Origin of the sequence: Microcoleus sp. D2_18a_B4 (genome assembly GCF_036702475.1) — a bacterium.
Lineage (GTDB): Bacteria > Cyanobacteriota > Cyanobacteriia > Cyanobacteriales > Microcoleaceae > Microcoleus.
Genome location: NZ_JAUBTL010000049.1, coordinates 1 through 26,361 on the forward strand (window position 1 = coordinate 1; position 26,361 = coordinate 26,361).

Here is a 26,361-nt window from a genome sequence, read left to right on the forward strand (position 1 = left end):
TCTCAATCTTGATTTTTTTGACGAGGTTAATAGTGCTTTAAGCTTTCAAACTATTCTTTTTTCTAGGTTCAGTTTTTTGCCTTTCTTTTGACCTTTAGTTCGCGGTTGTTTGAACCGCTTCCCTTCTGGCGCTTTATTAATGTATCAACTCTCCCCAGAGTTGTCAAGCGTTTTGTGAAAATATTTTTGATTTTTTTTTGAACCTATACACACCAAGGGTTTCGGCTCTTACGTTGCTCTCCGACCTCCGCTGGCTGACTCCTCTTGATGGCTATGGGGTCTTTTTGCCCCGGAAATAGGTTTTTGGGTCCGGGTCTCTCCCGCGAATCGGTAGAATATTTGCACATATAGATGTTCTATATAGAGATGGTCTATATATATGTGTTCGATCGCCCGCTTATGAAAAAACCTGCCGCTCGCCCTAGTGCCTTATTCATTACCTGCGCTTCACTGCTGATCGCTTGCACTCAGACGAACACTCCCCAGACATCGACTACAGTATCTCCAGGTACTTCGCCATCTCCGGCAACTTCGCCACAGGGTTCGGCTGCGGGGAACTCTACCGCTATTCCCGTTGGGGTTGGGGTGGCGCAAACTAGCAATGTGGCTTTACTGGGTCAGGAACAGGTGGCTGGCGCGAAAATTGCTGAGAAGTATTTCAACGATAAGGGCGGTGTGGATGGGACGCCGATTAGACTGGTGTTCCAAGATACCGGTGGAGATGAACAAGGGACGATCAATGCCTTCAACACTCTGATCAATCAGGATAAGGTGGTAGGTATTGTGGGGCCGACCCTCTCGCAACAAGCTTTTAGTGCAAATCCGATCGCCGATCGAGCAAAAGTTCCCGTACTCGGCCCCTCCAACACCGCTAAAGGCATTCCCCAGATTGGCGATTATGTGGCCAGAGTCTCCGCGCCTGTGGCCGTGGTAGCACCTAATGCAGTTAAAGCTGCACTGAAGCAAAACCCCAATATTAAGAAAGTAGCAGTGTTTTTTGCTCAAAACGATGCTTTTAGCAAATCTGAGACTGAAACTTTTCAGACAACGGTTAAAGATATGGGACTGGAATTGGCAACAGTCCAAAAATTCTTGACTACTGATACAGATTTCCAATCTCAAGCCACTAATGGGATAAATGTCAAGCCGGATTTAATCATTATTTCTGGGTTGGCCGCCGATGGAGGCAATTTAATTAAGCAATTGCGGGAGTTGGGTTACAAAGGCGTTATCATTGGGGGCAACGGTCTGAATACTTCTAATGTATTTCCTGTTTGCAAGGCTCTTTGCGATGGGGTTTTGATTGCCCAAGCCTACAGCCCGGAATACGAAAATGAAGTTAATAAGGCTTTTCGCGAGGCTTATCGCGCTCAATTCAAGAAAGAACCGCCTCAGTTTAGCGCTCAGGCTTTTACGGGCGTACAAGTTTTTGTGGAGTCATTAAAGGCAATTAATGCTAAGTCTAAGGTTAGCGAAAAGCCATTGGCCGAGTTGCGTACAAATTTGAATCAGCAGTTGCTGGTGGGCAAGTACGATACGCCTTTGGGGCAAATTTCTTTTACGCCTGAAGGTGAGATTAATCAGAAAGACTTTTATGTGGCACAGATAAAAATGGATGCTGATGGAAATAATGGTAAGTTTGAATTTTTGAAATGAAGGCACGACACGGATTCTGACACGGATACACGGATGAGTTATTGAGTGTGAGTCTGATGTCAACCCCGCTGCCCCTTTGGGGGGAAGTCAGAAATCAGAGTAAAAATTGTATGCTGTTTGTTTTTGAATGATTTAATGTTGATGCCGAATCTCTAACTGGTGATGGACTTAACTCTGTTTTTGCAACAATTTTTGAATGGTTTGTCGATCGGCAGCGTGTATGCTATTTTTGCCCTGGGATACACGCTGGTGTTTTCTATTCTGGGAATTATTAATTTTGCTCACGGTGCAGTATTTACTTTGGGTGCTTATTTCACCTATGCGCTGATGGGAGGTACTTTCGGTTTTAATGGGTTGTGGGCTAATGCTCGAATTCCCCTGCAGTTGCCTTTTGCTGTGGCGTTAATTTTGGGAAGTGTCATGGCTGGTTTGGTAGGAGTAATTGTTGAACGAATTGCTTTTTTACCTTTGCGCCGCCGACTCTCTGATCCTCTGCTGACGGTGGTTTCTAGTTTGGGTGTGGCAGTTGCGATCGCCAATATTATCCAATATCTTGTCGGTGCGGAAATTTACACTTTTCCTGCTAACACTTACGGCTATTTACCTGCTGCAATTAATTTCGGAACACTAGATAAACCTATTCCGATTCGTACTGTTCAAATAGTAATTTTTGCGGTATCTGTAGCGATTGTAGCTGTCTTAACTTACTTAATAAATTTCACTAAATTTGGCAAAGCAATGCAGGCTGTGGCTGAAGATGCTACTACTTCTAGTCTGTTGGGTATTGATACTGATAGATACATTGTTTTGACGTTTTTTGTGAGCAGTTTTCTGGCTGGTTTGGCGGGAAGTTTGGTGGGTTCGAGTGTGAGTATTGCTGGGCCGTATTTTGGTATTGCTTTTGGTTTGAAGGGTTTGGCGGTGATTGTACTTGGTGGATTAGGGAGTATTCCTGGGGCGGTGTTGGGTGGGTTTATCATTGGTTTGGTGGAGGCTTTTGTACCTGGAGATTTTTCGGCTTATAAGGATGCTGTTGCTTTTGCCATATTGTTTATTATGCTATTGGTTAGACCGCAGGGTTTGTTTGGACGGCGTTTGATTCAAAAGGTGTAAAATAGATAGATAATTAGGTGATTCAAATTGGGGCAACCACGGGGGGATTGCCCCTACAGAAACTAATTATATCGGAATGATTTAACCGCAGAGGACGCAGAGAACGCAGAGAAAGAGAAGAGAGAAATGAATGATTATGATGGGACTGGATTTGAGATGAAGTTGGTATTTAAGTATGTTTATTATTTAAAATAAAATCATGGCTACATTTTTTACTACTTATGGGTTTCTGATTGTCTCGATGTTGCTGGGTGCAATGTTGGGAATGTCGCTGTATTTGCCTCTAATGACTGGTCAGTTGTCTCTCGCTAGCCCTGGTTTTTATGCGTTGGGTGGGTATATTGCGGCGATTTTGTCTACGACGGTGTTTAAGCCGACAGGGGGTTTGTTTCCTCTACCATTGCTGTTGGTGGAGATGATAATTGCAGGGGTTGTTTCGGGGTTGCTGGGGATTTTGGTGGGAATTCCGGCGCTGCGGTTGAGTGGGATTTATTTGGCGATCGCAACTATTGCTTTTGTGGAAATTTTGCGGGTTTTATCGCTGAATCTGGATATCACTGGCGGGGCTGTGGGCATTTTTGGGATTCCGCAACCGTTTGGAACGCCGATCGAGTATTTGTGGATTGTACTACCTTTACTGTTGGTAAGTATGGCGATTGTCTATCGGCTGGAACGGATTCGGGTGGGGCGGGCTTTTGCGGCGATTCGGGCTGATGAGTTGGCGGCTGATGCGATCGGCATTAACCCAACTTTTTATAAGGTTTTGGCTTTCACGTTAGGCGCTGTTTTAGCTGGTGTTGTGGGTGCAGTTAGCGCTCATTTTTTGAATACTTGGAACGCCCGTCAAGGGACTTTTGATGCTAGTATTATTTACTTGACTTCTGTGTTGATTGGTGGTAGTAGAACGTTTCTGGGAGCAGTTTTGGGTGGGATGGTGTTTACTGCTTTGCCGGAGGTTTTGAGGGGGATGGCGACTATTCAGGGATTGCCGATTTGGTTGGCGCAATTTCTGCGGGATGGACGTTTAATTATTTTTGGGTTGCTGATTGTTTTGGGGACGATATTTTTTCCGCAAGGTTTGGTGACGCCGGAGTTGTTGAAGAGGTGGAGGAAGGGCGATCGCGGTTAACACTTTCGTTATTTTGATCGTAGTGAGTTATTCTATTTTCTCGTGTTTGTTTGTCAAAATGTTAGAAAAACAATGTGTTAGACTATTAGTGGTTATGCCATACCCGCTCTCTTAACGCTCCGACTTTATTGGTGTGTTTTTACTCAGACGTTTCGCCTTTAACGTTGCGTTAGCAAGTTTACAATCTATCAGTCGTTGCTCAAATAGGGGAATTGCTTTTGATAAGCCATAAGTTCCGACAGTTTTCCGGAAGTATTCTGAGCAAGACTCAGCACCGTGAAGTCTGCTGTGTGCACAGGAAAAGCCTTTGTGAGGCGATAGATGTTTTTGATAGCTCTGAATGGCTTGAATAGAAACGTAATCAAGCAAGAATCGCAAGCCTAATTTGTCTATGAGGCGCACCAGTGGCGCAACTAACCACAGAAATCTTGTGATAATACCTTTACGCTTTGCCTTTGTGTTAGCAGAACTCTGCTTTTGAGATAGATTATAGAGTTTCGCTGATAAAAAGTTTCGGTATAGTAAATTTAATAAACATAGAAAACTTATCATTTGTTATCTAAAATAAATATTAATCGATCCAGAATTTGACGTACAGGTTTCGCAAAATGTGGAGAATTTTTAAGCCATTGAGCTAAAGGCGGGGATAGTTGATAATATGCTGCAATAAACAATCGCCCTATTGAGTATGACATCAGTTTTTCGTCTCTAAAACGCCTTAAACTAACTACCTGTGGTGCATCATAGCTGCCATAAACAGCAGTAGCAATGAAGCAACCGCAACTAGGTTCACAGCCTCCACAATCGCCGCAGTCAGGAATGTCACCACAATCGCCGCAGTCAGGAATGTCACCACAATCAGCAACTCCATCTGAACCACTTGTTTGAGGTTCTGGTATTCCTCCGCTAAAAGAGCTACCCAAGTCCACGGCATCACTAACCCTTGCCTCAAGATTTCCTTCAATTATATTGTCAACTACTTGATCGTGAGACTGACTTGGGAGACTACTATCGCCACCTCCACCACTAGGAGGAGGAGGAGATGGTGTAGAAAGGAAATCATTACCAAGTCTAGAAATTATTCTGAGAGATTGTCCTAAGTTATTTGACTTAGTGGGATCGAAACTAGGTAGATAGGGTTCTCGATTTATTGGCAATCGTTCTGGGTCATCTGGCTCAGTTAGGTAACTAGGTGGATCAGGTTCTCGACCTGGTTTATATAACTCGTCATTGGATTTCAGATCCTCAATGACTTTCTGGTAGTGCACTGCTGTGACCCCAACCCCAGTAGCACCAGCAACACCAGTTCCACCAAGAATAAACCAGCCGAGACGATTTTTCAGTTTCTTATACTTGTTATCAGAAGATAGTAGCCTATTAAATTCTTGTAAGCTTAGTGTACTTAGTTTATTAAATATTAACAATAACTCGGCAGAAGAAAGTGGCAAAAGTCCGCTCTTTTCACATTCAATAACTACTTGAAGTATCAAAGATTTCTTAACTTGTGGATCAGCATTAAGAGGGAGGATGCCAGCAATGATCTCTACAAAATTTTCGACTAACTCATCGTTAACATTAAAGTTATTAGTGACGATTTGTCGAGTAATTACTTGGTTAATTTGATGATTTATATTTTGGTCTTGCTGATTAAAGTTTGTCATGAATTTGCAACAACTAGCTGTTATAGAGTTGTCCCTAGTTTGTACACATTGATCCACCGTGCAAGCTTTCAGATTCTAAAACAATTGCTGAACTAATTCAATAGCCTTTACAATACCAGCAACAATTCCACCTACTTCAGCGATATTTTTTAGAAAATCTTTAGCCTGAATGAGATGTTCTACAATTGTATTCTTGTTTGGCTCAGGCTTTTTAGACTGGTCAACAGCTTTCTGAATTTGATATTGAACATCTGTAACAATCTCCGCATCAATAACTTGAGCATTTCCAGCTTTTGTTATCTCAGAATTGAGATTCTCTAGCTCGTTAACAAGGTGTGCTTGATTTTGAACTGTTGCAAAATTGATATCTCCAGCATCATTGTATTGGTAGTTTACTTTCTGACTGCGCTGATCGAACACCGACATAATTTTTCTCCCGATCGCTCTCGGTTGAGAAGCGGAATTAAGTTCGCAGCGACTTGCTCTAGCGAAGATGCTTTTTACCTCTTCCGTATCATAGACCGATCGCTCAAAACTGCAAAGCGAAAAAAGACGGAAAAAGACGGGTCTTTCTAAAATCGCTATGCAAGGCGGATAAAGACGGATAAAGACGGATAAAGTCGGGTATACTAACTATAGTTCTCCGACACCCCTACTGATGGACACTGCCCATATCTTGCAATTTGTAGATGAAGTGGTCTGCGCGAAGACTGGCAAACATCTCAATGACTTGCAGCGCGGAATTATCGAGGGAATACTGAAGCGACAAAAGTATTCTGATATTGCATATACTTATGGCTGTACGGCGGGTCATGCTAAGGATGTAGGTTACAAGCTTTTGCATATGTTATCTGATGTTTTCGGCGAATCAGTTGATAAACGTAATCTTAAATCTGTCCTAAAAAGGCAATCAACTATAAAGATTGCTTTAAATAATAGTAATAATATTGAGGGTGATAGCAACACAATTAACTATATCAATGGTTGCTCAGAACTACCCACTCCTACCCCAGATAAAAGTCAGCCTCCGACTCCCGACTACCAGGATGGCACGAATCAAGTTAAAATTGAAATGGTTGCTAAATTACGACAGTTGGGATTAAAGGATGAGCAAATTGCAGAGGTGCTAGGGTTAGCCTGGGAGGTGGTGAAGCAGATAGATTGATAATAGCTTTGAGTTGTTTAAAACACACATCCTCAGTCAGGAGGTATAAGTTTTATGTTTGCAGTTGTTACGCCAGAAAAAATTCATTTGCCCCCAGGAACATTTATAAAATTCTCCGGAAACTGGCAGGATTACCAAGCACTTGTAGCACAATTGGGCGATCGTCCGATTCCACGCATCAAATATCGACCGGGAGAGATTTTGTTAATGTCCCCTTTACCAGTACACGGAAAACAATCTCATATTATTGCAATGGTGGCAATGGTTTTCCTAGATTACTTGGGGCGAGATTATGAAGCGTTTACACCAATTACGATGGATTTGCCGGAGGTAAGAGGAATTGAACCAGATTATTGTTTTTATATCGATAGTTGTGCGACAATTATTGGTAAAGATGGGATTGCTTGGGGTGTTGAACCGCCGCCCGATCTAGTAATCGAAGTAGACGTAACTAGCTACACGGATTTAGATGATTACTTGCCTTATAAAGTGCCGGAAGTGTGGCTGTTTAAGAAAAATAAGCTCAGAATTTACGACTTGCAAAACGATCGATATGTAGAAAGTTCAGTTAGCCGTTATTTTCCCAATTTTAATGTATCAAAAGTTGTGGAGGAATGCTGGCAAATGTCGCGCGATCGCCCTACAAGTACAGTCAGTCGGGAGTTGCGGCGAAAAATTGAAAGGGAGAACGGTTGAATCATATCGTGTCCGGTGAATTTATCGTAATTCCTGTAGGGGCAGGTTCACCAACCATAATTGCCTAAAACCCACAAACATCATAAACCTGCCCCCGCCCAACGATTACAAACAACTTTGATTGCGGGCAATTAAACAAACATGGTATTCTGCCAAATCTTAATACTTTTGTCACTACTGCCGCTAGCCATAAACTCTCCTTCCGGGCTAAAATTAACGGAATAAACCGAGTTAGTATGACCCGCAATATTACAAATTTCTTCACCGTCTTTAACCCGCCAAATCTTGATAATTTGATTGCTGCTGCTAGCCAAAATCTCGCCATCGGGACTAAAAGTAATAGAATCAACATACCAAGAATGTCCTGTGATAGTTAAAACTTCTTGCCAATCTTTGACCCACCAAATTTTAATAGTATTGTCATGGCTGCCGCTAGCCAAAAACTCTTCATTGGGACTGAAAGCTACGCAGCGAACGGAGTCTGTATGACCTGTAAGTGTGCGAATTAGCTTCCCATCTTTAACTCGCCAAATTTTGACTGTTTTGTCCCAACCGCAGCTAGCAAGAGTTTCTCCATCAGGGCTAAAAGCAACAAAATAAACTAAATTGATGTGACCCGCAAGCGTGCGAATTTCTTGCCCGTCTTTGACTCGCCAAATCTTGATTGTTTTGTCCCAACTGCTGCTAGCAATAATTTCGCCATCGGGACTGAAAGCTGCGCCGTAAACTGAGTTACTGTGACCGATCAGGGTGCGGAATTCTTCTCCATCTTTCATCCGCCAAAGTTTGACAGTTTTGTCGTGGCTGCTACTGGCTAGCATCTTTCCGTCCGGGCTGAAAGCTACTGTATAAACAGAGTTAGTGTGTCCTGTGAGGGTGACAATTTCTTGCCCGTCTTCAACTCCCCACAGCTTGATTGTTTTGTCATCGCTGCCGCTGGCTACAACTTCTCCGTTGGGGCTAAAAGCCACAGAGTAAATTAAGTTTTTATGACCTGTGAGGGTGTGAATACATTGCCAGTTATAGGTTTGCTGTTGGGACTGGGCAGGTGTTGGGGCGGGTTTGACTGGCTTGGTAATTGTTTGGGGAATGGCTAGATAGATCGCAACTTGGGGATTAACTTCTTTTAATACTTCAACAGCCGTTTGATAGCGGCGGTTGGTAGCATTGGCAATCATTTTGTCTAAAATTTTCCCTAGTTGTTCACTCACGGGGTTGTTAGCCAAATACTGTCGCCATATCCAGGCATCTTCACCAGGATCGAACAGGTCAAAAGGGGAAACTTGAGTTAGCAAATACAAACAACTTACCCCTAAACTGTACAAATCGCTGGTAAAAAATGCTTTGCCTCTAGCTTGTTCGGGGGCGATGTATTCGGGGCTGCCGATGCTGGTTCCTGTTTTGAGTAAAGCTGTACCTGTGGCAATTTTTGCTGCGCCAAAGTCTACTAAAACTAATTGTTGGTCGGCGCGGCGGATGATGTTTCCGGGTTTGATGTCTCGGTGAATAACGTTGTGGGAATGGATGAAGTGAAGGACGGGTAATAAGCTATTGAGTAAGTCTTGAATTTGATTTTCGGTAAATCTGCCTTCTGTTTCTACAATTTGTGCTAAATTTTGCCCGTCGATAAATTCTTGGACTACATATTGTCGGCCCTCTTGGATGGAATAGGCTAATAGTTCGGGAATTTGAGGGTGTTTGCCCAATTCGTCTAATCGCATGGCTTCTTGTTCAAAAAGTTCGGCTGCTTTTTTGCTGTTGCGATTGCTTGCTGATGGGATGAGTGGGGTTTCTGCAGGTAAAAATTGTTTGATGACGCAGCGAGGTTTTGAGGGTTTGTCTTCGTCAACGGCGAGGAATGTTCTACCAAAACCGCCTTGTCCGATCGCCTTTATAGCCCGGTAGCGATCGCGCAGCAGCAGTTTTGAACGGCAATGTTTGCATAATTTGACTGCGGGGGGATTTTGCGGCTTGGAACAGTTAGGGTTTAGGCAGTAACTCATTCGATTTTAGATTTCGGATTTTTGATTTTTGATTTTAACTTTTTGAATATTTCCACAGCGCAGTAGATATTATACCTCATTAGCTTTTTAGGAACGGGCTAGAAGCCCATTCCACAAGAAATTCACTCTTGGTGGAACGGGCTTCTAGCGCGTTAAGCGAGAATGGTGCTCTGGGCGTGAGTTCCGGGGTACCTTACTATATATGCCAGTTGCGTCAGTTCTGTTTTAGAAGTTCCACATTACCGGATTATCGTCTAAATGATCGGTGACTGTTCGCCCGATCGCGTCAATTTCTTTTAATTCCTCTTCACTCAATTTTACCTCAGCAGCTTTAGCATTTTCTGCGGCTTGTTTTTCGTCGCGCGCGCCGACAATTGCATTTGTTTGTGGCTGGGAAATCAACCAAGCTAAAGCTAAGTTGCCCAAGCTTGTCTGGTGGCGATCGGCAATTGGTCTGAGTTGATTTAATGCTGTTTGCACTCGGTCGTAATTTTCTTTGATGAACAGCTTATTTTTGGCGCGGTGGTCGCCTTCTTCAAACTTGTGTTCTGGCCCGAATTTACCTGTCAATATTCCTTGAGCTAGAGATGAATAGGCAATGATTGAGATATGATTGTCCACACAATAGGACATAGCATCTTTTTCTACCCAGCGCCAAAACAGAGAATAGGGCGGTTGCAGGCTGTCGATGCGTCCGTATTGGGCGGCTTCTTCTATTTGGGCACGGGAGAAGTTGGAAACGCCGATCGCCCGAATTTTTCCCTGTTCTTTTAACTTGTTCAGGGCGTCCATTGTTTCTGCAATTGGCACTAACTCGGAATTCCAACTGCCAGCGGGCCAGTGGATTTGGTAAAGGTCGATATAATCGGTGTTGAGGTTTTTTAGCGATTGATCGCAGGCTTCGATTACCAACTCAGGTTTCAGGTGGTTGGCGAAAACTTTGCTAGCATAAACTACTTGCGATCGCACATCTGAAAGTGCTTGACCGATAATTTGTTCCGAATGCCCTTCTCCGTAAACCTCAGCCGTATCAAAGGTGGTAATACCTGCCTCAAAAGCCGCGCGCATTGCTTTGACAGTTTCAGCATCCTCAATTCCCACCCACATCCGCTTCCCAGCTTGCCAAGTCCCCATAATTATCGGGGTAATCTGAATTTGTGATGTTCCCAATTGTCGCTTTTGCATACCCTAAGTCCTCATTTATATTTTTAGTATTCACCCTCAAGCTCTCTAATCTTAACAGAAAAAAGTTGGGTAGTCATGCACAGTAATGATATCGTTTTTTTATGCAAAAATTATAGTGAGGTACAAAGTTAAAAATTGCCCCAATATGGTTTGACAGTTTTTTTGAGAAAGACAAGGTTTTACCAACCAAACGAGAAATTCACGGGCGTAAAGTATTATTAAGTGTTTCACTATAAGTGGTTTTCCCCGATTTTTTACCTACAGGTCGATGTCTTTTAAAAGGTAGCAGTTCTGAATAATATTCCCAAAAATCAGTATAACAAACAGCACATTGTCTCTAGACCAATACGGTTCAGTTAATGTTTTTTTGTCCGAAGAGAGCTTTGCGCGATACATAAGCCCTTCGGGCAGGAGTCGCCAACGCAGGATCTGTTTTTCACAGGGTTTTGTCTCCATGAGTGTCTTATGTGAACTCTATTGACCTATGGACATTTTATTGGCAAAATACAACCTTTTGCTAGCAATCCCTCAATCCATTCTACCCTCGTCCCAAACTACCTTGTAAAGCAATAATTTAATTCGGTAAAATCAGTTTTGCATCTTGTGTTGCTTGAGAATTTTAGCGGGACTGATAAATGAAATGCCCTGAGAAGAAGAGGTACTAATCATGACAGCTTCAATGACAGGCTCATAAACCGTTTTTTCTGCAACCCACTCCACAATAAAGTTTGCACCTGAGCCTCCACTTGTATCATCTGCTGCAATAAAAAAGTCTGTGGAAGCAAGGGGCTTGAGTTCTACTGGACTCTTAATGTCGTGCCTAATCAATTTCCCATCACTATCGTAGTAACGCACCGAAGTAATAATAATCGAATTTGTCAGATCCGTATTGCGGATACTGAGCGTGGCTGACAAATTCATGACTTGATCCTGGCTATTGTAGTGATAAATATGTGAGTAAATAGGGACATATACGGTTTGTCCCATCACAACTTTTGTTTTATCTAACGGGACTGCTTTCAGTGAAATTTCACGTTTTATATCTGGTGGTTGTCTTTGTGAGGTAGTTGGGTCCCAACAAGAGCTCAGGACGATCGCGGCGATCGCCAAACCAACCCAGAAATCATGTTTCAGCTTCATCGGCATTCATCCAAATACACCACATATAGCCTTTCTCAGTAACATGAGGTGCTCTCGCGGGTATAGGGCATAGGGCATAGGGCATAGGGCATAGGGCATCAGTTGCGAGCGGTGTGTACCTCATTTTATTGAGAACCGCTATACATTACAGTTACGTATAAAGCAGAGTGTACCTTCTCTCTCGTTTGAGGCGGCTTAGTGATAAGGTTTGAGCGGCAGTTCAACCTGGAACGTTGAGCCCAGGCCCACTGCACTCGTCACCTGTATTTGTCCGCTGTGTGCCTTGACAATTTGTTGGACGATCGCTAACCCTAGTCCAAATCCACCACTATCGAGCTATCGCTCGGTGTCTACTCGATAGAAGCGATCAAAAATATAGGGTAAGTCCGCTTCTGAAATACCGATTCCCGTATCGATTATCTGAATAACTGCCAAATTGGAATGAAGAACTAGGCGTATCTTTACAGTTCCGCCAATGGGAGTATATTTACAGGCGTTGTAAAGCAAGTTTTCGACTACTTGCCGTAGCAAATCAGGGTCAGCCAATAATTCAATCCGTTGTTCCGGTGATTCGCAGGTAAGTTTGATATTTTGGGCTTCTGCAAGTGCGAGAAACTGGGTTGCTAAATTGCTGAGGAGCTCGTTGAGATTGATTAACCTGAGCGATTCCGGTGCAAGTCGCCCCTGATGACGAGCCAACAGCAGTAAATTATTCACGAGCGCTCCCATTGATTTTGCGGTATCTACAATGTTTTCTAAGGGAGGATGGTAACGTGAATCATCAGCCGCGATGAGCAACCCAAGCTGGGCATTAGTGAGAATGGCAGACAGGGGCGATCGCAACTCGTGAGAGGCATCGGCTGTAAAGCGCTGAAGCTGCTGATAGGCTTGCCGAATCGGTTGCATCGCCAGCCCGCTGAGAAACCAACCTGTGAGGGCAATTAAGCCCAGTGTCAGCGGGACAGCGAGAGTGAGCACAATCTGAAGCTGAGTGAGGCTGTTTTGAGTTTCGGTCAGGGGAGTTGCAACCTGAAGATAACCGAGTACCCCTGTTCTACCTTCAACGGGTAATGTCACCTGACGCAGCCAGATTCCTTTTCCCAAAAGTGGATCGGTCGATCGAACTGTGAGATAATCAAAAGGCGTATTTAACCGATCGGGAGGAGAATTCCCAAAAAAACGAACTAGCCGCCCTTGTGCGTTATACCAGCGCACGTAAATCAGATCTTCAGCAAGGGGATGCGAACCACTGCCTAACAAGGAAACATGACTCAGATCGACCTGGTTCGGGTTTTGGCGAACTTCATAATGCACGCTGGCAGCCATGACTCTAGTTTTGTCATACAGCAGTCGATCGAGCGCCTCTAGTTTATCTTTTACCTCAATCTGATAAATCGCCCCAGCAAACAGCACGAGAATGCTTCCCATTGAGAGGGTGAACCAACGAGCCAGATTGCGACGACTTTCATTGAACACGGCTTGCCTTTACGATCGTGACTTTTCAGGGGAAGCGAGGCGATAACCCATAGCGTAAATGCTCTCAATCCAGTCTGCCGATCCTACAGCCTGCAAGCGTTGGCGGAGTTTGCGAACTAGAACAGTGATCGCATTGCTCTCTGGTTCAGTCCCCCATTCCCACACGCCTTGTTCAATTTGACTGCGAGTCAAAACCTGTCGGGGATGGCGCATAAAATATTCCAACAACTGAAACTCTCGACTGGAGAGGGAAACGGTTGCACCTTGTCGCTCAACAGTAAGAGTATCGAGGTGGAGGTGCAGATCCTCAAGGCTGAGCGTATCTGATACTTTTAATTCAGACAATCCCCGACAATCGGCAAAAATCTGAATATAGCACACTCATCAGATACGTCTGAGAGTATGGTGGTATCCCACAAAGCTTTAAGGAAAATCCCTAAAGCGCTACTCAAACTGGGTGTTTTCTAACCACAGTTGGGGGCTTGAAAAATTTTAGAGCCACCTAACTTTTATGGCTCTCACCGTATTTTGCACAAATTTTGGAGGTGTATTCTTCACTGGTTTTGACCAACCTCGAACCGCAAGGATTACAGAGATGCTCTCAAGCCAAAGCTTGAGAGAAGTGAGAGAAAGTCCAAGTCATCATTACTGATGGTTTTATGCAGGCTACTTCAGTCTACACCAATTGTCGTGAGTATTACCTACAAGTCTAGGAAAATATCATCCTAGCAATTGCTCCTTGCCAAAGGGGCGATCGCCGTCTTAATGCCCGCACTCGTGCCATGAATTCAACCAAGTCGATCGGTTTCACCAGGTAATCATCTGCACCTGCGTCTAACCCGGTTACTTTTTCCGGCGTGGTGTCTCTTGCCGTGATCATCAAAATCGGCGCTGTTTTCCCTGCCGATCGATATTGACGACAGAGATTTACCCCACTGATATGTGGCAACATCCAGTCCAAAATCAACAAATCATATTCTTTTTCTGATAACAGCCACTGGGCCGTCTCTCCATCTTTTACCCCATCCACGCTATGCCCTGCTTGAGACAGCACTGTTTGAAGCGGCATCAGTTGCTTTGGGTCGTCCTCCACCAGCAAAACTCTCATATCTCGGCTCGCCTCCTTCGCAGCTTGCAGTTTTCATAATTATTAGAGTTTGAGGTGATTCGCGCATCTTCTTTAAGCTAGATTTTAGGAGATATTAAGTTGTATTAAAGTGCCAATAGATAGTATTAGGCTCAGAATGGATGGAAAAGAATAGCGGATGATTAGACGTTGGCTAAAAGCATCAGGTGCAGAGTTTTGGTTGCCATTGCCGTTTGTGGCGATCGCGTTTTGGGTTGGTTCCAGTTTCCTAATGGCTCAAGAATTACAACAACCTCAGATCGTAAAGAATAAACTTCAGGCAGATACCCAGCTTAAAGCAACGGTGTCTGTCAATATATTGCTGATCAACGCGGTGATTAACCGAAAACAAGGAAGCACCCAGGTTGCGGTAGAAACAGCAGAACCGATTTTGAAGCGATTGGAATTAGAATTGCCAATGACTGACGCAACCCAGATAGAGGAAGCGATCGCGCAAGAGCTCCAGTTATCACGTCAAAATGTTCGCCAGTTAGTCCGTTACGAGATTGTTGAATAAGTTTATTCTTTCAATATTGCGATCGCATCCAGTAGACCTCTTGCAAAAATCCTTTTCATCAATTGATGATGGGACGGGCTCTCCGGCCCATCCCACAAGAGTTATTTTTTTTGTGGGATGGGCCGGAGAGCCCGTCCTATTTATTTTTGCGATCGCATCCAGTCAAATAAGGTTGCCAAATCCATAGGTTTCCTGGCTGGGATAGAGCAATTCCTCAAGCGGCAAGAAGCGTCCAATACTCTTGCCACTTGAGGATTAATAACTACTGAGTGACGATTTCGTTATTGATTGAAACATTCGCTGCAGTTTGCCGAGCAATTTGTTCTGCCAATGCTTTTTGTTCTGCCGTTTGAACGCGCCCTGTTAACACAATCGAATTATCCCGATCGTCTGCTTCCAAATCGAATTGCTTGAGGGTGCCATCGGAGTCTAAGGCCTCTTCTACGCGATCGGCAATATCGTCAATGTCTTGATTCTGAGGCGTCTGTGCGGTGGTTGCAGGCGCAGGAGTGGTGGGAACAGTCGTATTTCCAGTGGCAGTTGTGGGAGCAGAAGGAGATGGAACAGTTGTCTGTGAAGTATTGGGGGGGGTGCAAGCACCTAAACCCAAAATTGCAACTGTGCTGACGCTGATTCCTTGCACAAATAGCTTTAATAATTGCATATTCTTTGTTTGTTTTTTTTGTTGGGAAACGCAATTTTGCCGATAAACCTCAGCATGAAGTCTTTGAGCATTTGAACTCAACAAGTAAATGTACCATAGTTCATCCATCAAAAGGAATGCTTTTTATATCAATTCGGGCTGCGCCGGAATGATATCAAATCCGCGCTTCGCAAGTCTGGCGGAAAGTCGAATCAAGCTGCCAACAAATAATTCGCGCAATTTTCATTTTTTTGACCCCTCCTTCTACAGTCAACAGTCAACAGTCAACAGTCAACCATAAATCAAATCCAGTGAACTAAGGTTTGCAAGTCTATAAGCTATCTCAGTCGGTTCTTTTCCTAAGTATAGGAAGCAAATGTGATCCAAATGTGAGTAACAGAAATCAGTCTATCACTTTTCCCTCACATTCATCAATGACGCTAGAAACAAGACGAAACAACAGAGAAGCACTTGGCTTGACAACAAACGTTATGACTGCAACGAATGTAGAAAAATTAGTAGAACACTCTTGGCATCACCTCTCTGTCGAGAAAGTAGCTCGGCTTTTAGAGACTGACCTGGAAATAGGTCTATCTTCCGACGTGTCAGCGGAGCGGCGCGAGATCCTCGGCCCCAATCAACTAACGCCTCAGAAGCCACAAAGTGCCTGGTTGCGATTTCTTAAGCAACTGAATCAGCCGCTAATCTACATTTTGTTAGCCTCTGGCATAGTGACCGCATTTCTGAAAGAGTGGATTGATTCAGGGGTAATTTTGGGGGTTGCTTTGACGAATGCCACCATTGGTTTCGTTCAAGAGTCAAAGGCAGAGAATGCGATCGCCGCTTTAGCAAAATCTGTTGCAACTGAGGCAACCATTCTCACCGCACTGCCTTCAAATGCCATCACTCCGATTTTTTCACGAGCAAAGCGACAAGCAAGCGGGTCGGCATCGAGGATTGCAACCGTATGACCGAGTGTTAATAGCTGCTGGGCTAAACCCAGCCCCATCATTCCTGCTCCACCAATTAATACGTACATGACTATTTGTCACCCCAAGAATGAACTTTACACATTTATCCCTATGAGTGAGATTATTTTTGGTTTCTATCAGTTTAATCGGCTTGTGGGGTGGCTTTTACCGGGCTTACTTATTACTTGTTCGCCAGTTAATTTAATCTGCTTTTGGGGTAGGCATTGCTAGCCCGCCCCTGCATAGATTTCCCTCAGTTAGGTACGTAGCGGGAACCCTACATAATCTTAGGCACTTTAAAAAACTCCCCATCGCGATCGGGAGCTCCCTCCAAAATACTTTCTCCCTTAGCAAAAGGTTGCAAATCGTCAGATCGCATTACATTACTAACATCGATCGCCCGCGTTGTCGGCTGTACCTTACTCGTATCCAGTTCGCTCAACTGCTCGAAATAATCCAAAATACCGTTAAGTTGACCAGTAAACTGCTCTTCTTCTTCCGGCGTTAATTCCAATCTCGCTAAATTCGCTACTTTCCGAACTTCTTCTCTGTCAATCATAAAAATCGGGAATGGGGAATTGGGAAATGGGCATTGGGCATTGGGCATTGGGCATTGGACATAGGGAATTGGTTATTTGTTATTAGAGAAACCACTAAGCTGTTCTGCCTTTAAATTGTATGTCAAAAAAATTTAAAGTCTTGTGGGGAGTAGGGGTTGGGCGTCCCGCCCGCCCTGAATATACAGTTTAAATGCGCGACAGCTTAACTACCAACTATTAACTACTAACTATGCCCCATGCCCGGTGCCCCATGCCCATCCTAGTTAAAAATACACATCAATTTGCGATCGGCCTGTCGTCTTCAGCCAATTTTGTACCTCAATGTAATTGTTTGGGGCCAAGCGAATAGCCTCCTTCCAATAATCTGCAGCTTTATCAAACAGCCCTTCCGCGCCTTCAATATTGCCAGCTTCCTTTTCCTTTTCCCCTTGATAGTGGTAAATTACAGCAATATTATTCAGTGCTTGTGGCATTCTCGGATTGAGATCCAAAGCCTCGCTGTAATATTCCAAAGCTTTATCGTGTTCGCCGTTGCTAGTATGGATCAGCCCCATATTGTACAAGACATAACTGCGATCGTAAGGATCTTCCTCCAGCTTCAGCGCTTCATGATAATTGTCCAGCGCTTCAGCGTATTCGCCATCAGCTTGAGCTGACATACCATCCCGGTAATAAGCAAAAGCTTCCTTCGCCTGCTTTTTGGCTGGCATAATCTTGAGGATGATATCAGCCATTACCGTGAAACTTTTGTCAATAAAGTTATCGTTGCGTTGAGTTCTTGGCATATGCGATTCTTTGGTTAGTGGCTAATCAGAAAAATTAGCCTGTAAAGTTTTGCTATTAATAATTGCGCCACTGTTGTAGTGGGCCGTTGTGTTGAGGGCGCTAAAAAGTTTAGTCGATCGCACCTGCGAACCTTAAAACACGCCCTTGGGTTTAACACCCGCGCAAGCTCTATCTATTTTATAGAAGTCTTGCAAGACTTGCAAAAAAACTAGATTTCTTTAACATATCTCTGGCACTCTACACAAAACTTACAAAAACCCGCGCCGAAGGGAAAAGTTCTGCTGGGGCAATCCTCTCCTCTTCGATGGCTTTCCTTCGGATTGCTTTGCTAACGCCAACGGGCGATCGCGCACCGTACCCTACTAACTGTACCCATAATCCCTCATCCTTGACTCTCAGAGCAAACAAGCAAAAGCAAATGCCGAGGAGAAAGTCAATCACAAAGTTTTATTAAGCTATCCGAGTTCAGCCCATACTTAAAAGTTATTCGGCAAAACACTAGCAATATTTTGCCCCAAAGTCAAGGGCAGCATCAAAAAAAATCAGAAACCCGATCGCCAAAACCAGCTCGAATTCCCGCAATATATAATAAAAATAACCGGGTAATTTTCACAGAGAGAAACCTATGGCTCCGAATCCCACCATTATGCAAGCCGTCGAACAACTTGGCTACCGCGTTACGGTTGGAGACGTGGCGGCAAAAGCTGGATTAGATGTCAATTTTGCCCAGCGAGAACTGTTAACCCTCGCCTCCGAAGCAGGTGGCAACCTGCAAGTAGCAGAATCCGGCGACATTGCCTACCTATTTCCCAAAAACTTTCGAGATATTTTGCGAAACAAATTCTTGCGCTTGCAGTTGCAGGAATGGTGGCAAAAAATCTGGCGGGTTTTATTTTACCTGATTCGGATATCTTTTGGCATAGTGCTGGTAGCTTCCATCCTCTTAATTTTTGTTGCTATCACTATTTTAATCTCCAGTTTACTCTCCAGCAGCGACAGCAATAACGGGGGAGGAGGAGACGGTGGCGGCGGGGGCGGCAGAGGCGGCAGCTTTTCCTTTTTTCCATACTTCTGGAACGATTTAGTATGGATATTTTACTGGAACCATGACCAACCATACTACCAGCAGCGATCGCGCTTAACTGGCCAAAAACCCGAGATGAGTTTTCTGGAAGCAGTTTTCTCCTTTCTCTTTGGAGACGGCAATCCCAATCACAATCTAGAAGAGCGCAAGTGGAGCGATATTGCCGCCGCAATTCGCAACAACCGAGGCGCCGTCGCCGCCGAACAAATTGCTCCATATCTAGACAATCTCGGACAAGGATACACCCGAGAATACGAAGAATATATGCTACCGGCTCTCGCCCGTTTTGACGGCCGCCCGGAAGTCAGTCCCGAAGGGCAAATAGTCTACCATTTTCCGCAATTGCAAACCACAGCCACCGAGAGAAATTCTGAACCAGTAGCAGCTTATTTGCGAGAAATGCTGTGGCGTTTCAGCAACGCCAGTTCCGGCCAAATCATGCTCGCAGCAGGGTTAGGAGCCGTCAATCTTGTCGGTGCGTTAGTTTTGGGGAATCTATTAACTAATAATTTAATCGTCGGTGGATTTATCGGTTTCGTCAGCGCTGTTTATCCCATGCTCCTAATTTACGGCGTCGGATTTCTCGCAATTCCTTTAATTCGCTACTTCTGGATTCAGTGGAAAAATAGCCGGATAGAAGCCCGCAATCAAGAGCGTCAGCAGCGAGCCATGTTATTAAACGAACCAGATGCCAACTTGCTCAAAAAACTGGCCTACGCCCAGGAATTTGCAGCAGAAAACGTTCTGACTGGAGAAGACTTAGCTTATACAACAGAAACAGAATTAACCCAACAAGAACTAGAACAGTCAGCCAAAATAGATGCCGAATGGCAGCGCAGGCTCGATCGCTCGGACAAGTTGTAATACTAATGAAAAAAACTGTGGTTTGTTGTTAAGTTAGGTTGTGAGCATCTCAATGAAAGCAGCAAAGCTAGAAATTGGAGTTTTGAGGCCCTCTTGCTGCGAGGCAGGAGGAAAGAGGAAGAAGGAAGGAGCCAGAAGAAGTGTTTTTACAAATATGAGATGCTCCCGTTAGGTTGAACTGAAATCTGGTACTCTTTTCAAGAATAGGCAGGGGGCCTGTTCCACAATAAAATATCTTTGTTGGGGAACGGGCTTTTAGCTCGTTGCTAAGAATTGTGGAAAATATCAATCTTTATGGATGTCAGAAGTTTTTTTAATCCGAGTTTTATTAAATAAGCTTAGGGCGTTTAAAAATCAAACAATTTTGGTCATACTTCGAGTCGTGATCCAGAGCCACAAGTTCCCATCCCTCCTCCCCCAAATGATTGACAAATTGATGCAGCGAGCCTTGTTTCCAATCTCGCTGTTCTTCACCGTTTACATATAAACTAATCAGCTTGTTTCCAAAAGGATACATATTCGCATCCACAAATAAATACTCCCACTTTTTCATAGCAATCCTTAATGTAGTTAGTCATTAGTCATTAGTCATTAGTTATTAGTCATTAGTCATTCGTCATTCCCAATTCCCAATTTCCAATACTTCGGCTACGCGGTTCCTGACCTGCCACTACGCGGTTCATGAGCGTAGTCGAAGGGCCGTACAAGTTCCCCATTTCCAATTCGCAATTCCCTGTATTCAGGACACGGAAGTCACGAATACAGGAATAGCTGTTTTTCCCTTCTTCCTTCCCCCTGACATCCGTTATATCCGTTACATCCGTTACAGAATCCGTTGCCGAACTTCTTCCTTCCCCATTCCCAGCAGTTACTGGACTGCAATTCTAGCCAAAGTAGCACCCCGGTAATAGTGCAGCAAAATCTGCTGATAGCCGTATCCCTGCCTGGCCAAATTGTAGGCCCCCCACTGACTCATTCCTACAGCATGGCCGAAACCTTTGCCAGCAACTTGAAAACCGGTAGGAGCTTGGCCGCTGTTCCTTGGGTTCCCACCGCCTCCGTACTGAGGAATCACGGTAAACCGCGTACTCCTCAAATTTAAAACCCGGCGTAAATCTGCGCCAGTCATGACCCTAGAACCGCCATCTCCGATTACTTTCATCTTCAAAACGCTGCCGTGAGCGGTAGTGCGTTCTGGCTTCATCGAGATCACATTACCCACGCCAGAAATCCTATTGCTGATTTGAGCCCGGGAAAAATTTTCTTTCCATTGGTAAACCGGGGCCCCTTGGTCGAAGTCAGGAACAGCACGCAGGTAAGGCAGAGGTTCCGTCCAAACATCCTCGACATTTTCAGTATGTCCCCCAGAGGCAGAGTGGAAAGCGGCTAAAATAATCTGACCGTTGTAGGCCAGAACTTGACCGGCGGTTGCATCGACTGCGGAATAAGTGCCAGAAGATTCTGTTTGCAGTCCTTTGTAAACTTGGGAATACTGAGTGCTGTCCACGTCGTAAAGGTCGGTTTCGCTTTTGAGGCGCTGGTGGATAGCGTAGGAACGGGCGGCGACTGCTTGGGCTTTCAAAGCCTCTTGAGGCCAATTGCCACTCATCTCGGCGCCGAGAACGCTGTAGAGATATTGTTCGATATCGACGTAGTTGATGGCAGTCAAGCCTCCTTTTTGGGGAACTAGAAGCGTGCGTCCCCGATACCAACGATCGCCAATCCAGACATAACCGTTCCCCGTCGGCTCGATCCAAACTTGGTTGGCGGCCCAGCGACCGATCGCCACTGTTCCCGATCGAAATTGAGCTGACTGAGAACTGTTTGCCGGCAGTTCGCCCAAATTGCGCCCGCTACCGTCGCGGATTGCAGCCTTTGTAGAACTGCCGATTTTTATCTGACTTGCCCCGTCTTGTACCGCAACTCGCAATATCAGCGCGGCCTGTGCTGGGGCTACCATTACCAGCCAAAACAACAGCGAAATCCAAAAGTAGCGTTTTTTTAATGTCGAAAAAACGGAACCAAAAAATACTCCTGACTGCATTTGAAAATTTTCCTCCTGTGCTGTACGAGTTTAAGAATTTTTAAGGGAAGGCAAGGCAAGGGAAAAAGGAAGGGGAACGGAAGAAAGAAAACGTTAGAATTGGGTTGATCGCTCTGTGCGCTTGTCGAAAATGATTTTAGCAACTAGATGTTCGCAGGAACAGCGATTTATCCCGGTTCCTGGCTGCGACTATTTCCTGTATGTCGGATCAGCCGCACTCTGGATATATGTAACATATTTTTTAAGACTTAATTGAGGTGATTTGACTCTTGCAGATTACATTTCTCGGAACTAGCTCCGGCGTACCCACGCGATCGCGCAACGTTTCCAGCATCGCCCTCCGGTTGCCCCAGCGAGCGGAACTCTGGCTGTTTGACTGTGGCGAAGGAACTCAGCACCAGTTTCTCCGCAGCGATCTCAAAGTCAGCCAACTGAGCCGCATTTTCATCACTCACCTGCACGGCGACCATATTTTCGGCTTAATGGGTTTGCTGGCTAGCTGCGGTTTGGCCGGGAATGTCAAGCGCATCGATCTTTACGGGCCTCCGGGACTTGAAGAATATTTGCAAGCTGGTGTTCGCTATTCTCAAACTCATTTTTCTTACCCGGTTAAGGTACACAAAATTCACGAGGGAGTCATCTATGAAGATGACGAATATATTGTTAGCTGCGGCCCTTTGAAGCACCGAGTTACTGCTTTTGGTTATCGAGTAACTGAGAAAGATCGTGCGGGACATTTTGATGTAGAAAAAGCGAAGGCTGCGGGCATTCCTTCGGGGCCAATTTACGGCGAGTTAAAACAAGGAAAGACGGTAAAGTTAGAGGACGGGCGACAGTTTAAAGGTACTGATTTTTGTGGCCCGGATCAAATCGGGCGCAAGTTTGTTTATTGTACAGACACGGTTTTTTGTGACGGGGCGGTGGAATTGGCGAAGGATGCTGATTTGTTGGTGCATGAAGCTACTTTTGCCCATCAAGATGCTCAAATGGCCTTCGATCGCCTGCATTCAACTTCGACAATGGCGGCTCAAGTTGCTTTGATCGCTGGGGCGAAACAGCTAATTATGACGCATTTTAGCCCGCGTTACGCTCCGGGGAATGCGATCGTCCTGGATGATTTGCTCAAGGAAGCGCAGGCAATTTTTCCGAATACGAAAATGGCTTACGACTTTTTGACTTACGAAGTGCCCAGGCCTGTTTAAAACTAGGATTAATCTGGGCTCAGATGTGAGAGCATTTTCAATAAGGGCGATCGGGGCGGGCAAGATGCCCACCCCACAAAAACATTAATCTCTTGTGGAACAGGCCGGAAAGCCTGTTGCTAAAATTAATCCAACAAAAACATTGATTTCTTGTGGAACAGGCCCGAAAGCCTGTTGCTGAAATTAATGTAACAAAAACATTAATCTCTTGGGGAACAGGCTTTCGGGCCTGTTACGCCCTGCAATTGTCAATAAGCGCCGATACCTGAGTGGCGATCGCTACCCACCTTCACAAACTTCAATCTAAAATCTAAAATCTAAAATCCCAAATCGAGCGATCGACCCCAGCGACGACCCAGGAGGGTCAATGGTTGCTACAATCGGGGAGGGTATATGTTGTGGCTAACACTACAGCCCGTAACCCTGAAAGCTAATAGCTAAATTATTAAAAATCTGCCTCTCCTGCCATGTTTAAAAATCTGCTAGGCGATCCCAACGCGCGCAAACTGAGAAAATTTCAGCCTTGGGTAGCTGATATCAATATTTTGGAAGAAGACTTCCGCGCACTCTCAGACGACGGCCTCAGAGGCAAAACGGCGGAGTTTCAAGAACGTCTGGCAAAAGCTAAATCTCTCAACGAAGAGAAAGAGATCCTAGACGAAATCTTGCCGGAGGCTTTTGCAGTGGTGCGGGAAGCGGGACAACGGGTTTTAGGAATGCGCCACTTTGATGTCCAACTCCTCGGCGGCATTATCCTGCACAAAGGCCAAATTGCCGAAATGAAAACCGGTGAAGGCAAAACTCTGGTGGCGACGCTGCCGGCTTACCTCAACGCCCTCAACGGTAAAGGCGTACACATCATCACCGTCAACGATTATCTCGCCAGACGGGACGCGGAATGGATGGGACAGGTGCACCGCTTCCTGGGATTGACTGTGGGACTGATTCAGCAGGGCATGGATCAGGTGGAACGAAAGAAAAATTATAGCTGCGATATTACCTACGCCACTAACAGCGAAGTCGGCTTTGATTATTTGCGCGACAACATGGCTACTGTCATGGAAGATGTAGTGCAGCGTCCTTTTAATTTCTGCGTGATTGACGAGGTTGACTCGGTGCTGATTGATGAAGCACGGACGCCTTTAATTATTTCCGGCCAGGTGGAACGCCCCAGTGAGAAGTATATACGGGCGGCTGAGGTAGCTGCTGCTCTGAGAAAGGAAAATGAAGAACATTACGAGGTTGACGAAAAGGCTCGGAATGTGCTATTGACCGATGAAGGCTTTGGTGAAGCTGAGCGGTTGTTGGGTGTTACGGATTTGTACGACCCGGCTGACCCTTGGGCGCATTACATTTTTAATGCGATTAAGGCCAAGGAATTGTTTATTAAGGATATTAACTACATCGTCACTCCCGATCGCGAAGTCGTGATTGTGGATGAGTTTACCGGGCGGGTGATGCCGGGACGGCGCTGGAGTGACGGTTTGCACCAGGCGATCGAAGCCAAGGAACGGGCGGAAATTCAGCCGGAAACTCAGACGCTGGCGACAATTACTTATCAGAATTTCTTTTTGCTTTATCCGAAGCTGTCGGGGATGACTGGGACGGCAAAAACTGAAGAGACCGAGTTTGAGAAGATTTACAAACTGGAAGTGACGCTGATTCCCACTAACCGGATTACCAGCCGCACAGACCTTTCGGATATGGTTTACAAGGCGGAGGCTGGGAAGTGGAATGCCATCGCCCAAGAATGCGCGGAAATGCACGAGGTGGGTCGGCCGGTGCTGGTGGGCACGACAAGCGTAGAAAAGTCGGAGTTGCTGTCGCGGCTGCTGCTGGAGAGGAAAATTCCTCACAATTTGCTTAATGCTAAACCGGAAAATGTGGAGCGGGAATCAGAAATTATCGCTCAAGCCGGACGCAAAGGCGCTGTGACGATCGCCACAAACATGGCGGGACGCGGTACTGATATTATTTTGGGCGGTAATTCTGAGTACATGGCGCGCCTCAAGTTGCGGGAGTATTTTATGCCCCGGATCGTGCAACCCGAAGATGACGAGGGGTTTTCGTTGGTGCAAGTGCCTGGTATTGGTGGCCGCCCCGCACCTCAAGGTTTTGATCCGACTAAGAAAAAGGTAAAGTCTTGGAAAGCTTCGGCGCAGATTTTCCCGACGCAGCTATCGAAAAATGCCGAACAAATGCTCGTGGCGGCGGTGGAATTGGCGGTGAAAGAGTACGGGGCGCGATCGCTCACGGAATTGCAAGCCGATGATATCGTGGCTATAGCTTCGGAAAAAGCGCCGACAAAAGACCCGGTAATTCAAAAATTGCGGGAAGCTTACAATTTAACTCGCAAGGAATACGATGCTTTTACCAGCACCGAACACGATGAAGTCGTGCAGTTGGGAGGCTTGCACGTCATCGGTACCGAACGCCACGAATCGCGCCGGATCGACAATCAGTTGCGGGGCCGGGCGGGACGCCAAGGAGACCCCGGTTCAACGCGGTTTTTCTTGAGTTTGGAAGACAATTTGCTCAGGATTTTCGGCGGCGAACGGGTGGCCGGTTTGATGAAAGCTTTCGGTGTTGAGGAAGATATGCCGATCGAATCTGGAATGCTGACTCGTTCCCTCGAAGGCGCTCAGAAAAAAGTCGAAACCTACTATTACGATATCCGCAAGCAGGTATTTGAATACGACGAAGTGATGAACAATCAGCGTCGAGCAATCTATGCGGAACGTCGCCGAGTATTGGAAGGTTTGGACTCCAAAGAACAGGTAATTAGATATGCCGAACAGACGATGGATGACATCGTGGGAGCATACATCAATCCCGATTTACCTTCGGAAGAATGGGAACTAGACAAACTTGTGAGCAAGGTGAAGGAATTTGTTTATCTGCTCGCTGACATGACACCGGATCAGCTAGAAGATTTGTCCGTTGAGGAAATTAAAACATTCCTGCACGAACAAGTCCGCAACGCTTACGACATGAAAGAAGCGGAAGTTAATGCAATCCGAGCTGAATTGATGCGAGATGCGGAACGGTTCTTTATTTTGCAGCAAATTGATACTTTGTGGCGGGAACACTTGCAACAAATGGATGCTTTGCGCGAGTCTGTAGGCCTGCGTGGTTACGGCCAGAAAGACCCGTTAATTGAGTACAAAACTGAAGGTTACGAGCTGTTCTTGGACATGATGACGGATATCCGCCGCAATGTGGTTTATTCGCTGTTCCAGTTCCAGCCGCAGCCGGCAATGCAAGTTTCGCCAGAGATGGTTTGAAGATAGTTAACAGTTGACAGTTGACAGTTGACTGTTAACTGTTAACAGTTAACAGT

Annotated in this window: 23 protein-coding genes and 4 pseudogenes; 10 read left to right on the forward strand and 17 right to left on the reverse strand. The window is 45.3% G+C overall.

Annotated features, from left to right (window positions below; all coding sequences use genetic code 11):
- The first annotated feature begins 399 nt into the window (after positions 1 to 399).
- The 3 genes from QUB04_RS23820 (at position 400) to QUB04_RS23830 (ending at position 3,898) form a co-directional block, all read left to right on the forward strand.
- Positions 400 to 1,656: an ABC transporter substrate-binding protein gene (locus QUB04_RS23820; RefSeq protein WP_333288156.1), complete on the forward strand. Its 1,257-nt coding sequence runs from the start codon at positions 400 to 402 to the stop codon at positions 1,654 to 1,656.
- A gap of 162 nt (positions 1,657 to 1,818) precedes the next feature.
- Positions 1,819 to 2,769, forward strand: a complete 951-nt coding sequence (locus QUB04_RS23825) for a branched-chain amino acid ABC transporter permease (RefSeq protein ID WP_333288235.1) — start codon at positions 1,819 to 1,821, stop codon at positions 2,767 to 2,769.
- Positions 2,770 to 2,968: 199 nt separating this feature from the next.
- Positions 2,969 to 3,898 carry a branched-chain amino acid ABC transporter permease gene (locus QUB04_RS23830; protein ID WP_333288158.1) on the forward strand — a complete coding sequence of 310 codons (930 nt, stop codon included), beginning with the start codon at positions 2,969 to 2,971 and terminating at the stop codon, positions 3,896 to 3,898.
- A gap of 111 nt (positions 3,899 to 4,009) precedes the next feature.
- On the opposite strand, the gene yidD is transcribed toward QUB04_RS23830, so the two are convergent.
- The 3 genes from yidD to QUB04_RS23845 all read right to left on the reverse strand — a co-directional run bounded on the left by yidD (position 4,010) and on the right by QUB04_RS23845 (position 5,985).
- Complete coding sequence (gene yidD, locus QUB04_RS23835; RefSeq protein ID WP_333288160.1) at positions 4,010 to 4,450, reverse strand: membrane protein insertion efficiency factor YidD; 441 nt, start codon at positions 4,448 to 4,450, stop codon at positions 4,010 to 4,012.
- On the reverse strand, positions 4,447 to 5,559 hold the full coding sequence (locus QUB04_RS23840; protein ID WP_333288162.1) for a CFI-box-CTERM domain-containing protein: 1,113 nt from the start codon (positions 5,557 to 5,559) through the stop codon (positions 4,447 to 4,449). Before QUB04_RS23840 ends, yidD begins: the two co-directional genes overlap by 4 nt.
- 75 nt (positions 5,560 to 5,634) lie before the next feature.
- Entirely contained in the window at positions 5,635 to 5,985 is a 351-nt protein-coding gene (locus QUB04_RS23845) for a hypothetical protein (RefSeq protein WP_333288164.1), read from the reverse strand.
- Positions 5,986 to 6,217: 232 nt separating this feature from the next.
- Here QUB04_RS23845 and QUB04_RS23850 point away from each other — a divergent pair, with 232 nt between their 5' ends.
- Both QUB04_RS23850 and QUB04_RS23855 read left to right on the forward strand, forming a co-directional pair.
- Positions 6,218 to 6,724 carry a hypothetical protein gene (locus QUB04_RS23850; RefSeq protein WP_333288166.1) on the forward strand — a complete coding sequence of 169 codons (507 nt, stop codon included), beginning with the start codon at positions 6,218 to 6,220 and terminating at the stop codon, positions 6,722 to 6,724.
- 54 nt (positions 6,725 to 6,778) lie between these two features.
- Positions 6,779 to 7,420, forward strand: coding sequence for a Uma2 family endonuclease (locus QUB04_RS23855; protein WP_333288168.1), 642 nt, complete (start codon positions 6,779 to 6,781; stop codon positions 7,418 to 7,420).
- 131 nt (positions 7,421 to 7,551) lie between these two features.
- On the opposite strand, the gene QUB04_RS23860 is transcribed toward QUB04_RS23855, so the two are convergent.
- The 7 genes and pseudogenes from QUB04_RS23860 to QUB04_RS23890 all read right to left on the reverse strand — a co-directional run.
- Positions 7,552 to 9,423: a serine/threonine-protein kinase gene (locus QUB04_RS23860; protein WP_333288171.1), complete on the reverse strand. Its 1,872-nt coding sequence runs from the start codon at positions 9,421 to 9,423 to the stop codon at positions 7,552 to 7,554.
- Positions 9,424 to 9,648: 225 nt separating this feature from the next.
- Positions 9,649 to 10,608: an aldo/keto reductase gene (locus QUB04_RS23865; protein WP_333288174.1), complete on the reverse strand. Its 960-nt coding sequence runs from the start codon at positions 10,606 to 10,608 to the stop codon at positions 9,649 to 9,651.
- A 73-nt stretch (positions 10,609 to 10,681) separates the two neighbouring features.
- A pseudogene (locus QUB04_RS23870) lies at positions 10,682 to 10,945 on the reverse strand (IS1 family transposase); the annotation flags it as partial.
- A gap of 251 nt (positions 10,946 to 11,196) precedes the next feature.
- Complete coding sequence (locus QUB04_RS23875) at positions 11,197 to 11,748, reverse strand: DUF3124 domain-containing protein (protein ID WP_333288176.1); 552 nt, start codon at positions 11,746 to 11,748, stop codon at positions 11,197 to 11,199.
- 195 nt (positions 11,749 to 11,943) lie between these two features.
- Positions 11,944 to 13,176 (reverse strand): annotated as a pseudogene (locus QUB04_RS23880) (sensor histidine kinase).
- Between the two features lie 57 nt (positions 13,177 to 13,233).
- Positions 13,234 to 13,569: a response regulator transcription factor gene (locus tag QUB04_RS23885; RefSeq protein WP_333288178.1), complete on the reverse strand. Its 336-nt coding sequence runs from the start codon at positions 13,567 to 13,569 to the stop codon at positions 13,234 to 13,236.
- 385 nt (positions 13,570 to 13,954) lie between these two features.
- A pseudogene (locus QUB04_RS23890) lies at positions 13,955 to 14,332 on the reverse strand (response regulator transcription factor); the annotation flags it as partial.
- A gap of 157 nt (positions 14,333 to 14,489) precedes the next feature.
- Between QUB04_RS23890 and QUB04_RS23895 the strand changes: the two are divergent.
- The gene (locus QUB04_RS23895; RefSeq protein WP_333288180.1) at positions 14,490 to 14,867 is read left to right on the forward strand and encodes a hypothetical protein; all 378 of its coding nucleotides are present in this window, start codon (positions 14,490 to 14,492) and stop codon (positions 14,865 to 14,867) included.
- A gap of 262 nt (positions 14,868 to 15,129) precedes the next feature.
- On the opposite strand, the gene QUB04_RS23900 is transcribed toward QUB04_RS23895, so the two are convergent.
- Positions 15,130 to 15,639, reverse strand: coding sequence for a BON domain-containing protein (locus tag QUB04_RS23900; RefSeq protein ID WP_333288183.1), 510 nt, complete (start codon positions 15,637 to 15,639; stop codon positions 15,130 to 15,132).
- Positions 15,640 to 16,001: 362 nt separating this feature from the next.
- On the opposite strand from QUB04_RS23900, the pseudogene QUB04_RS23905 reads away from it, so the two are divergent.
- Positions 16,002 to 16,232, forward strand: a pseudogene (locus tag QUB04_RS23905) (cation-transporting P-type ATPase); the annotation flags it as partial.
- Positions 16,233 to 16,321: 89 nt separating this feature from the next.
- On the opposite strand, the gene QUB04_RS23910 reads toward QUB04_RS23905, so the two are convergent.
- The 4 genes from QUB04_RS23910 to QUB04_RS23925 all read right to left on the reverse strand — a co-directional run bounded on the left by QUB04_RS23910 (position 16,322) and on the right by QUB04_RS23925 (position 18,268).
- Complete coding sequence (locus QUB04_RS23910; protein WP_445301091.1) at positions 16,322 to 16,549, reverse strand: NAD-binding protein; 228 nt, start codon at positions 16,547 to 16,549, stop codon at positions 16,322 to 16,324.
- 209 nt (positions 16,550 to 16,758) lie between these two features.
- Positions 16,759 to 17,040, reverse strand: coding sequence for an Asp-tRNA(Asn)/Glu-tRNA(Gln) amidotransferase subunit GatC (gene gatC, locus QUB04_RS23915; RefSeq protein WP_006635952.1), 282 nt, complete (start codon positions 17,038 to 17,040; stop codon positions 16,759 to 16,761).
- A gap of 264 nt (positions 17,041 to 17,304) precedes the next feature.
- Positions 17,305 to 17,826, reverse strand: coding sequence for a photosystem I assembly protein Ycf3 (locus QUB04_RS23920; RefSeq protein WP_333039118.1), 522 nt, complete (start codon positions 17,824 to 17,826; stop codon positions 17,305 to 17,307).
- Positions 17,827 to 18,064: 238 nt separating this feature from the next.
- The gene (locus tag QUB04_RS23925; protein ID WP_333288185.1) at positions 18,065 to 18,268 is read right to left on the reverse strand and encodes a hypothetical protein; all 204 of its coding nucleotides are present in this window, start codon (positions 18,266 to 18,268) and stop codon (positions 18,065 to 18,067) included.
- 184 nt (positions 18,269 to 18,452) lie between these two features.
- On the opposite strand from QUB04_RS23925, the gene QUB04_RS23930 reads away from it, so the two are divergent.
- Positions 18,453 to 19,775, forward strand: coding sequence for a hypothetical protein (locus QUB04_RS23930; RefSeq protein WP_333288186.1), 1,323 nt, complete (start codon positions 18,453 to 18,455; stop codon positions 19,773 to 19,775).
- 328 nt (positions 19,776 to 20,103) lie between these two features.
- Here QUB04_RS23930 and QUB04_RS23935 read toward each other — a convergent pair whose 3' ends face one another.
- Positions 20,104 to 20,328, reverse strand: a complete 225-nt coding sequence (locus QUB04_RS23935) for a hypothetical protein (protein WP_333288188.1) — start codon at positions 20,326 to 20,328, stop codon at positions 20,104 to 20,106.
- Positions 20,329 to 20,643: 315 nt separating this feature from the next.
- Positions 20,644 to 21,819, reverse strand: coding sequence for a SpoIID/LytB domain-containing protein (locus QUB04_RS23940; RefSeq protein WP_333288190.1), 1,176 nt, complete (start codon positions 21,817 to 21,819; stop codon positions 20,644 to 20,646).
- A gap of 269 nt (positions 21,820 to 22,088) precedes the next feature.
- Here QUB04_RS23940 and QUB04_RS23945 point away from each other — a divergent pair, with 269 nt between their 5' ends.
- Together QUB04_RS23945 and secA are read left to right on the forward strand one after the other, a co-directional pair.
- A complete protein-coding gene (locus tag QUB04_RS23945) occupies positions 22,089 to 23,021 on the forward strand; it encodes a ribonuclease Z (RefSeq protein WP_333288192.1) in 933 nt (310 codons plus the stop codon).
- Between the two features lie 467 nt (positions 23,022 to 23,488).
- Positions 23,489 to 26,305 carry a preprotein translocase subunit SecA gene (gene secA, locus QUB04_RS23950; protein WP_333288194.1) on the forward strand — a complete coding sequence of 939 codons (2,817 nt, stop codon included), beginning with the start codon at positions 23,489 to 23,491 and terminating at the stop codon, positions 26,303 to 26,305.
- The last annotated feature ends 56 nt before the right edge of the window (positions 26,306 to 26,361 follow it).

Excerpts from the sequence above, each read along its gene's own strand:
- QUB04_RS23820 (WP_333288156.1), top strand. The coding sequence starts at position 400 with ATGAAAAAACCTGCCGCTCGCCCTAGTGCCTTATTCATTACCTGCGCT.
- QUB04_RS23825 (WP_333288235.1), top strand. The coding sequence starts at position 1,819 with ATGGACTTAACTCTGTTTTTGCAACAATTTTTGAATGGTTTGTCGATC.
- QUB04_RS23830 (WP_333288158.1), top strand. The coding sequence starts at position 2,969 with ATGGCTACATTTTTTACTACTTATGGGTTTCTGATTGTCTCGATGTTG.
- yidD (WP_333288160.1), bottom strand. The coding sequence starts at position 4,450 with ATGATAAGTTTTCTATGTTTATTAAATTTACTATACCGAAACTTTTTA.
- QUB04_RS23840 (WP_333288162.1), bottom strand. The coding sequence starts at position 5,559 with ATGACAAACTTTAATCAGCAAGACCAAAATATAAATCATCAAATTAAC.
- QUB04_RS23845 (WP_333288164.1), bottom strand. The coding sequence starts at position 5,985 with ATGTCGGTGTTCGATCAGCGCAGTCAGAAAGTAAACTACCAATACAAT.
- QUB04_RS23850 (WP_333288166.1), top strand. The coding sequence starts at position 6,218 with ATGGACACTGCCCATATCTTGCAATTTGTAGATGAAGTGGTCTGCGCG.
- QUB04_RS23855 (WP_333288168.1), top strand. The coding sequence starts at position 6,779 with ATGTTTGCAGTTGTTACGCCAGAAAAAATTCATTTGCCCCCAGGAACA.
- QUB04_RS23860 (WP_333288171.1), bottom strand. The coding sequence starts at position 9,423 with ATGAGTTACTGCCTAAACCCTAACTGTTCCAAGCCGCAAAATCCCCCC.
- QUB04_RS23865 (WP_333288174.1), bottom strand. The coding sequence starts at position 10,608 with ATGCAAAAGCGACAATTGGGAACATCACAAATTCAGATTACCCCGATA.
- QUB04_RS23875 (WP_333288176.1), bottom strand. The coding sequence starts at position 11,748 with ATGAAGCTGAAACATGATTTCTGGGTTGGTTTGGCGATCGCCGCGATC.
- QUB04_RS23895 (WP_333288180.1), top strand. The coding sequence starts at position 14,490 with ATGATTAGACGTTGGCTAAAAGCATCAGGTGCAGAGTTTTGGTTGCCA.
- QUB04_RS23900 (WP_333288183.1), bottom strand. The coding sequence starts at position 15,639 with ATGGATGAACTATGGTACATTTACTTGTTGAGTTCAAATGCTCAAAGA.
- QUB04_RS23910 (WP_445301091.1), bottom strand. The coding sequence starts at position 16,549 with ATGTACGTATTAATTGGTGGAGCAGGAATGATGGGGCTGGGTTTAGCC.
- gatC (WP_006635952.1), bottom strand. The coding sequence starts at position 17,040 with ATGATTGACAGAGAAGAAGTTCGGAAAGTAGCGAATTTAGCGAGATTG.
- QUB04_RS23920 (WP_333039118.1), bottom strand. The coding sequence starts at position 17,826 with ATGCCAAGAACTCAACGCAACGATAACTTTATTGACAAAAGTTTCACG.
- QUB04_RS23930 (WP_333288186.1), top strand. The coding sequence starts at position 18,453 with ATGGCTCCGAATCCCACCATTATGCAAGCCGTCGAACAACTTGGCTAC.
- QUB04_RS23935 (WP_333288188.1), bottom strand. The coding sequence starts at position 20,328 with ATGAAAAAGTGGGAGTATTTATTTGTGGATGCGAATATGTATCCTTTT.
- QUB04_RS23940 (WP_333288190.1), bottom strand. The coding sequence starts at position 21,819 with ATGCAGTCAGGAGTATTTTTTGGTTCCGTTTTTTCGACATTAAAAAAA.
- secA (WP_333288194.1), top strand. The coding sequence starts at position 23,489 with ATGTTTAAAAATCTGCTAGGCGATCCCAACGCGCGCAAACTGAGAAAA.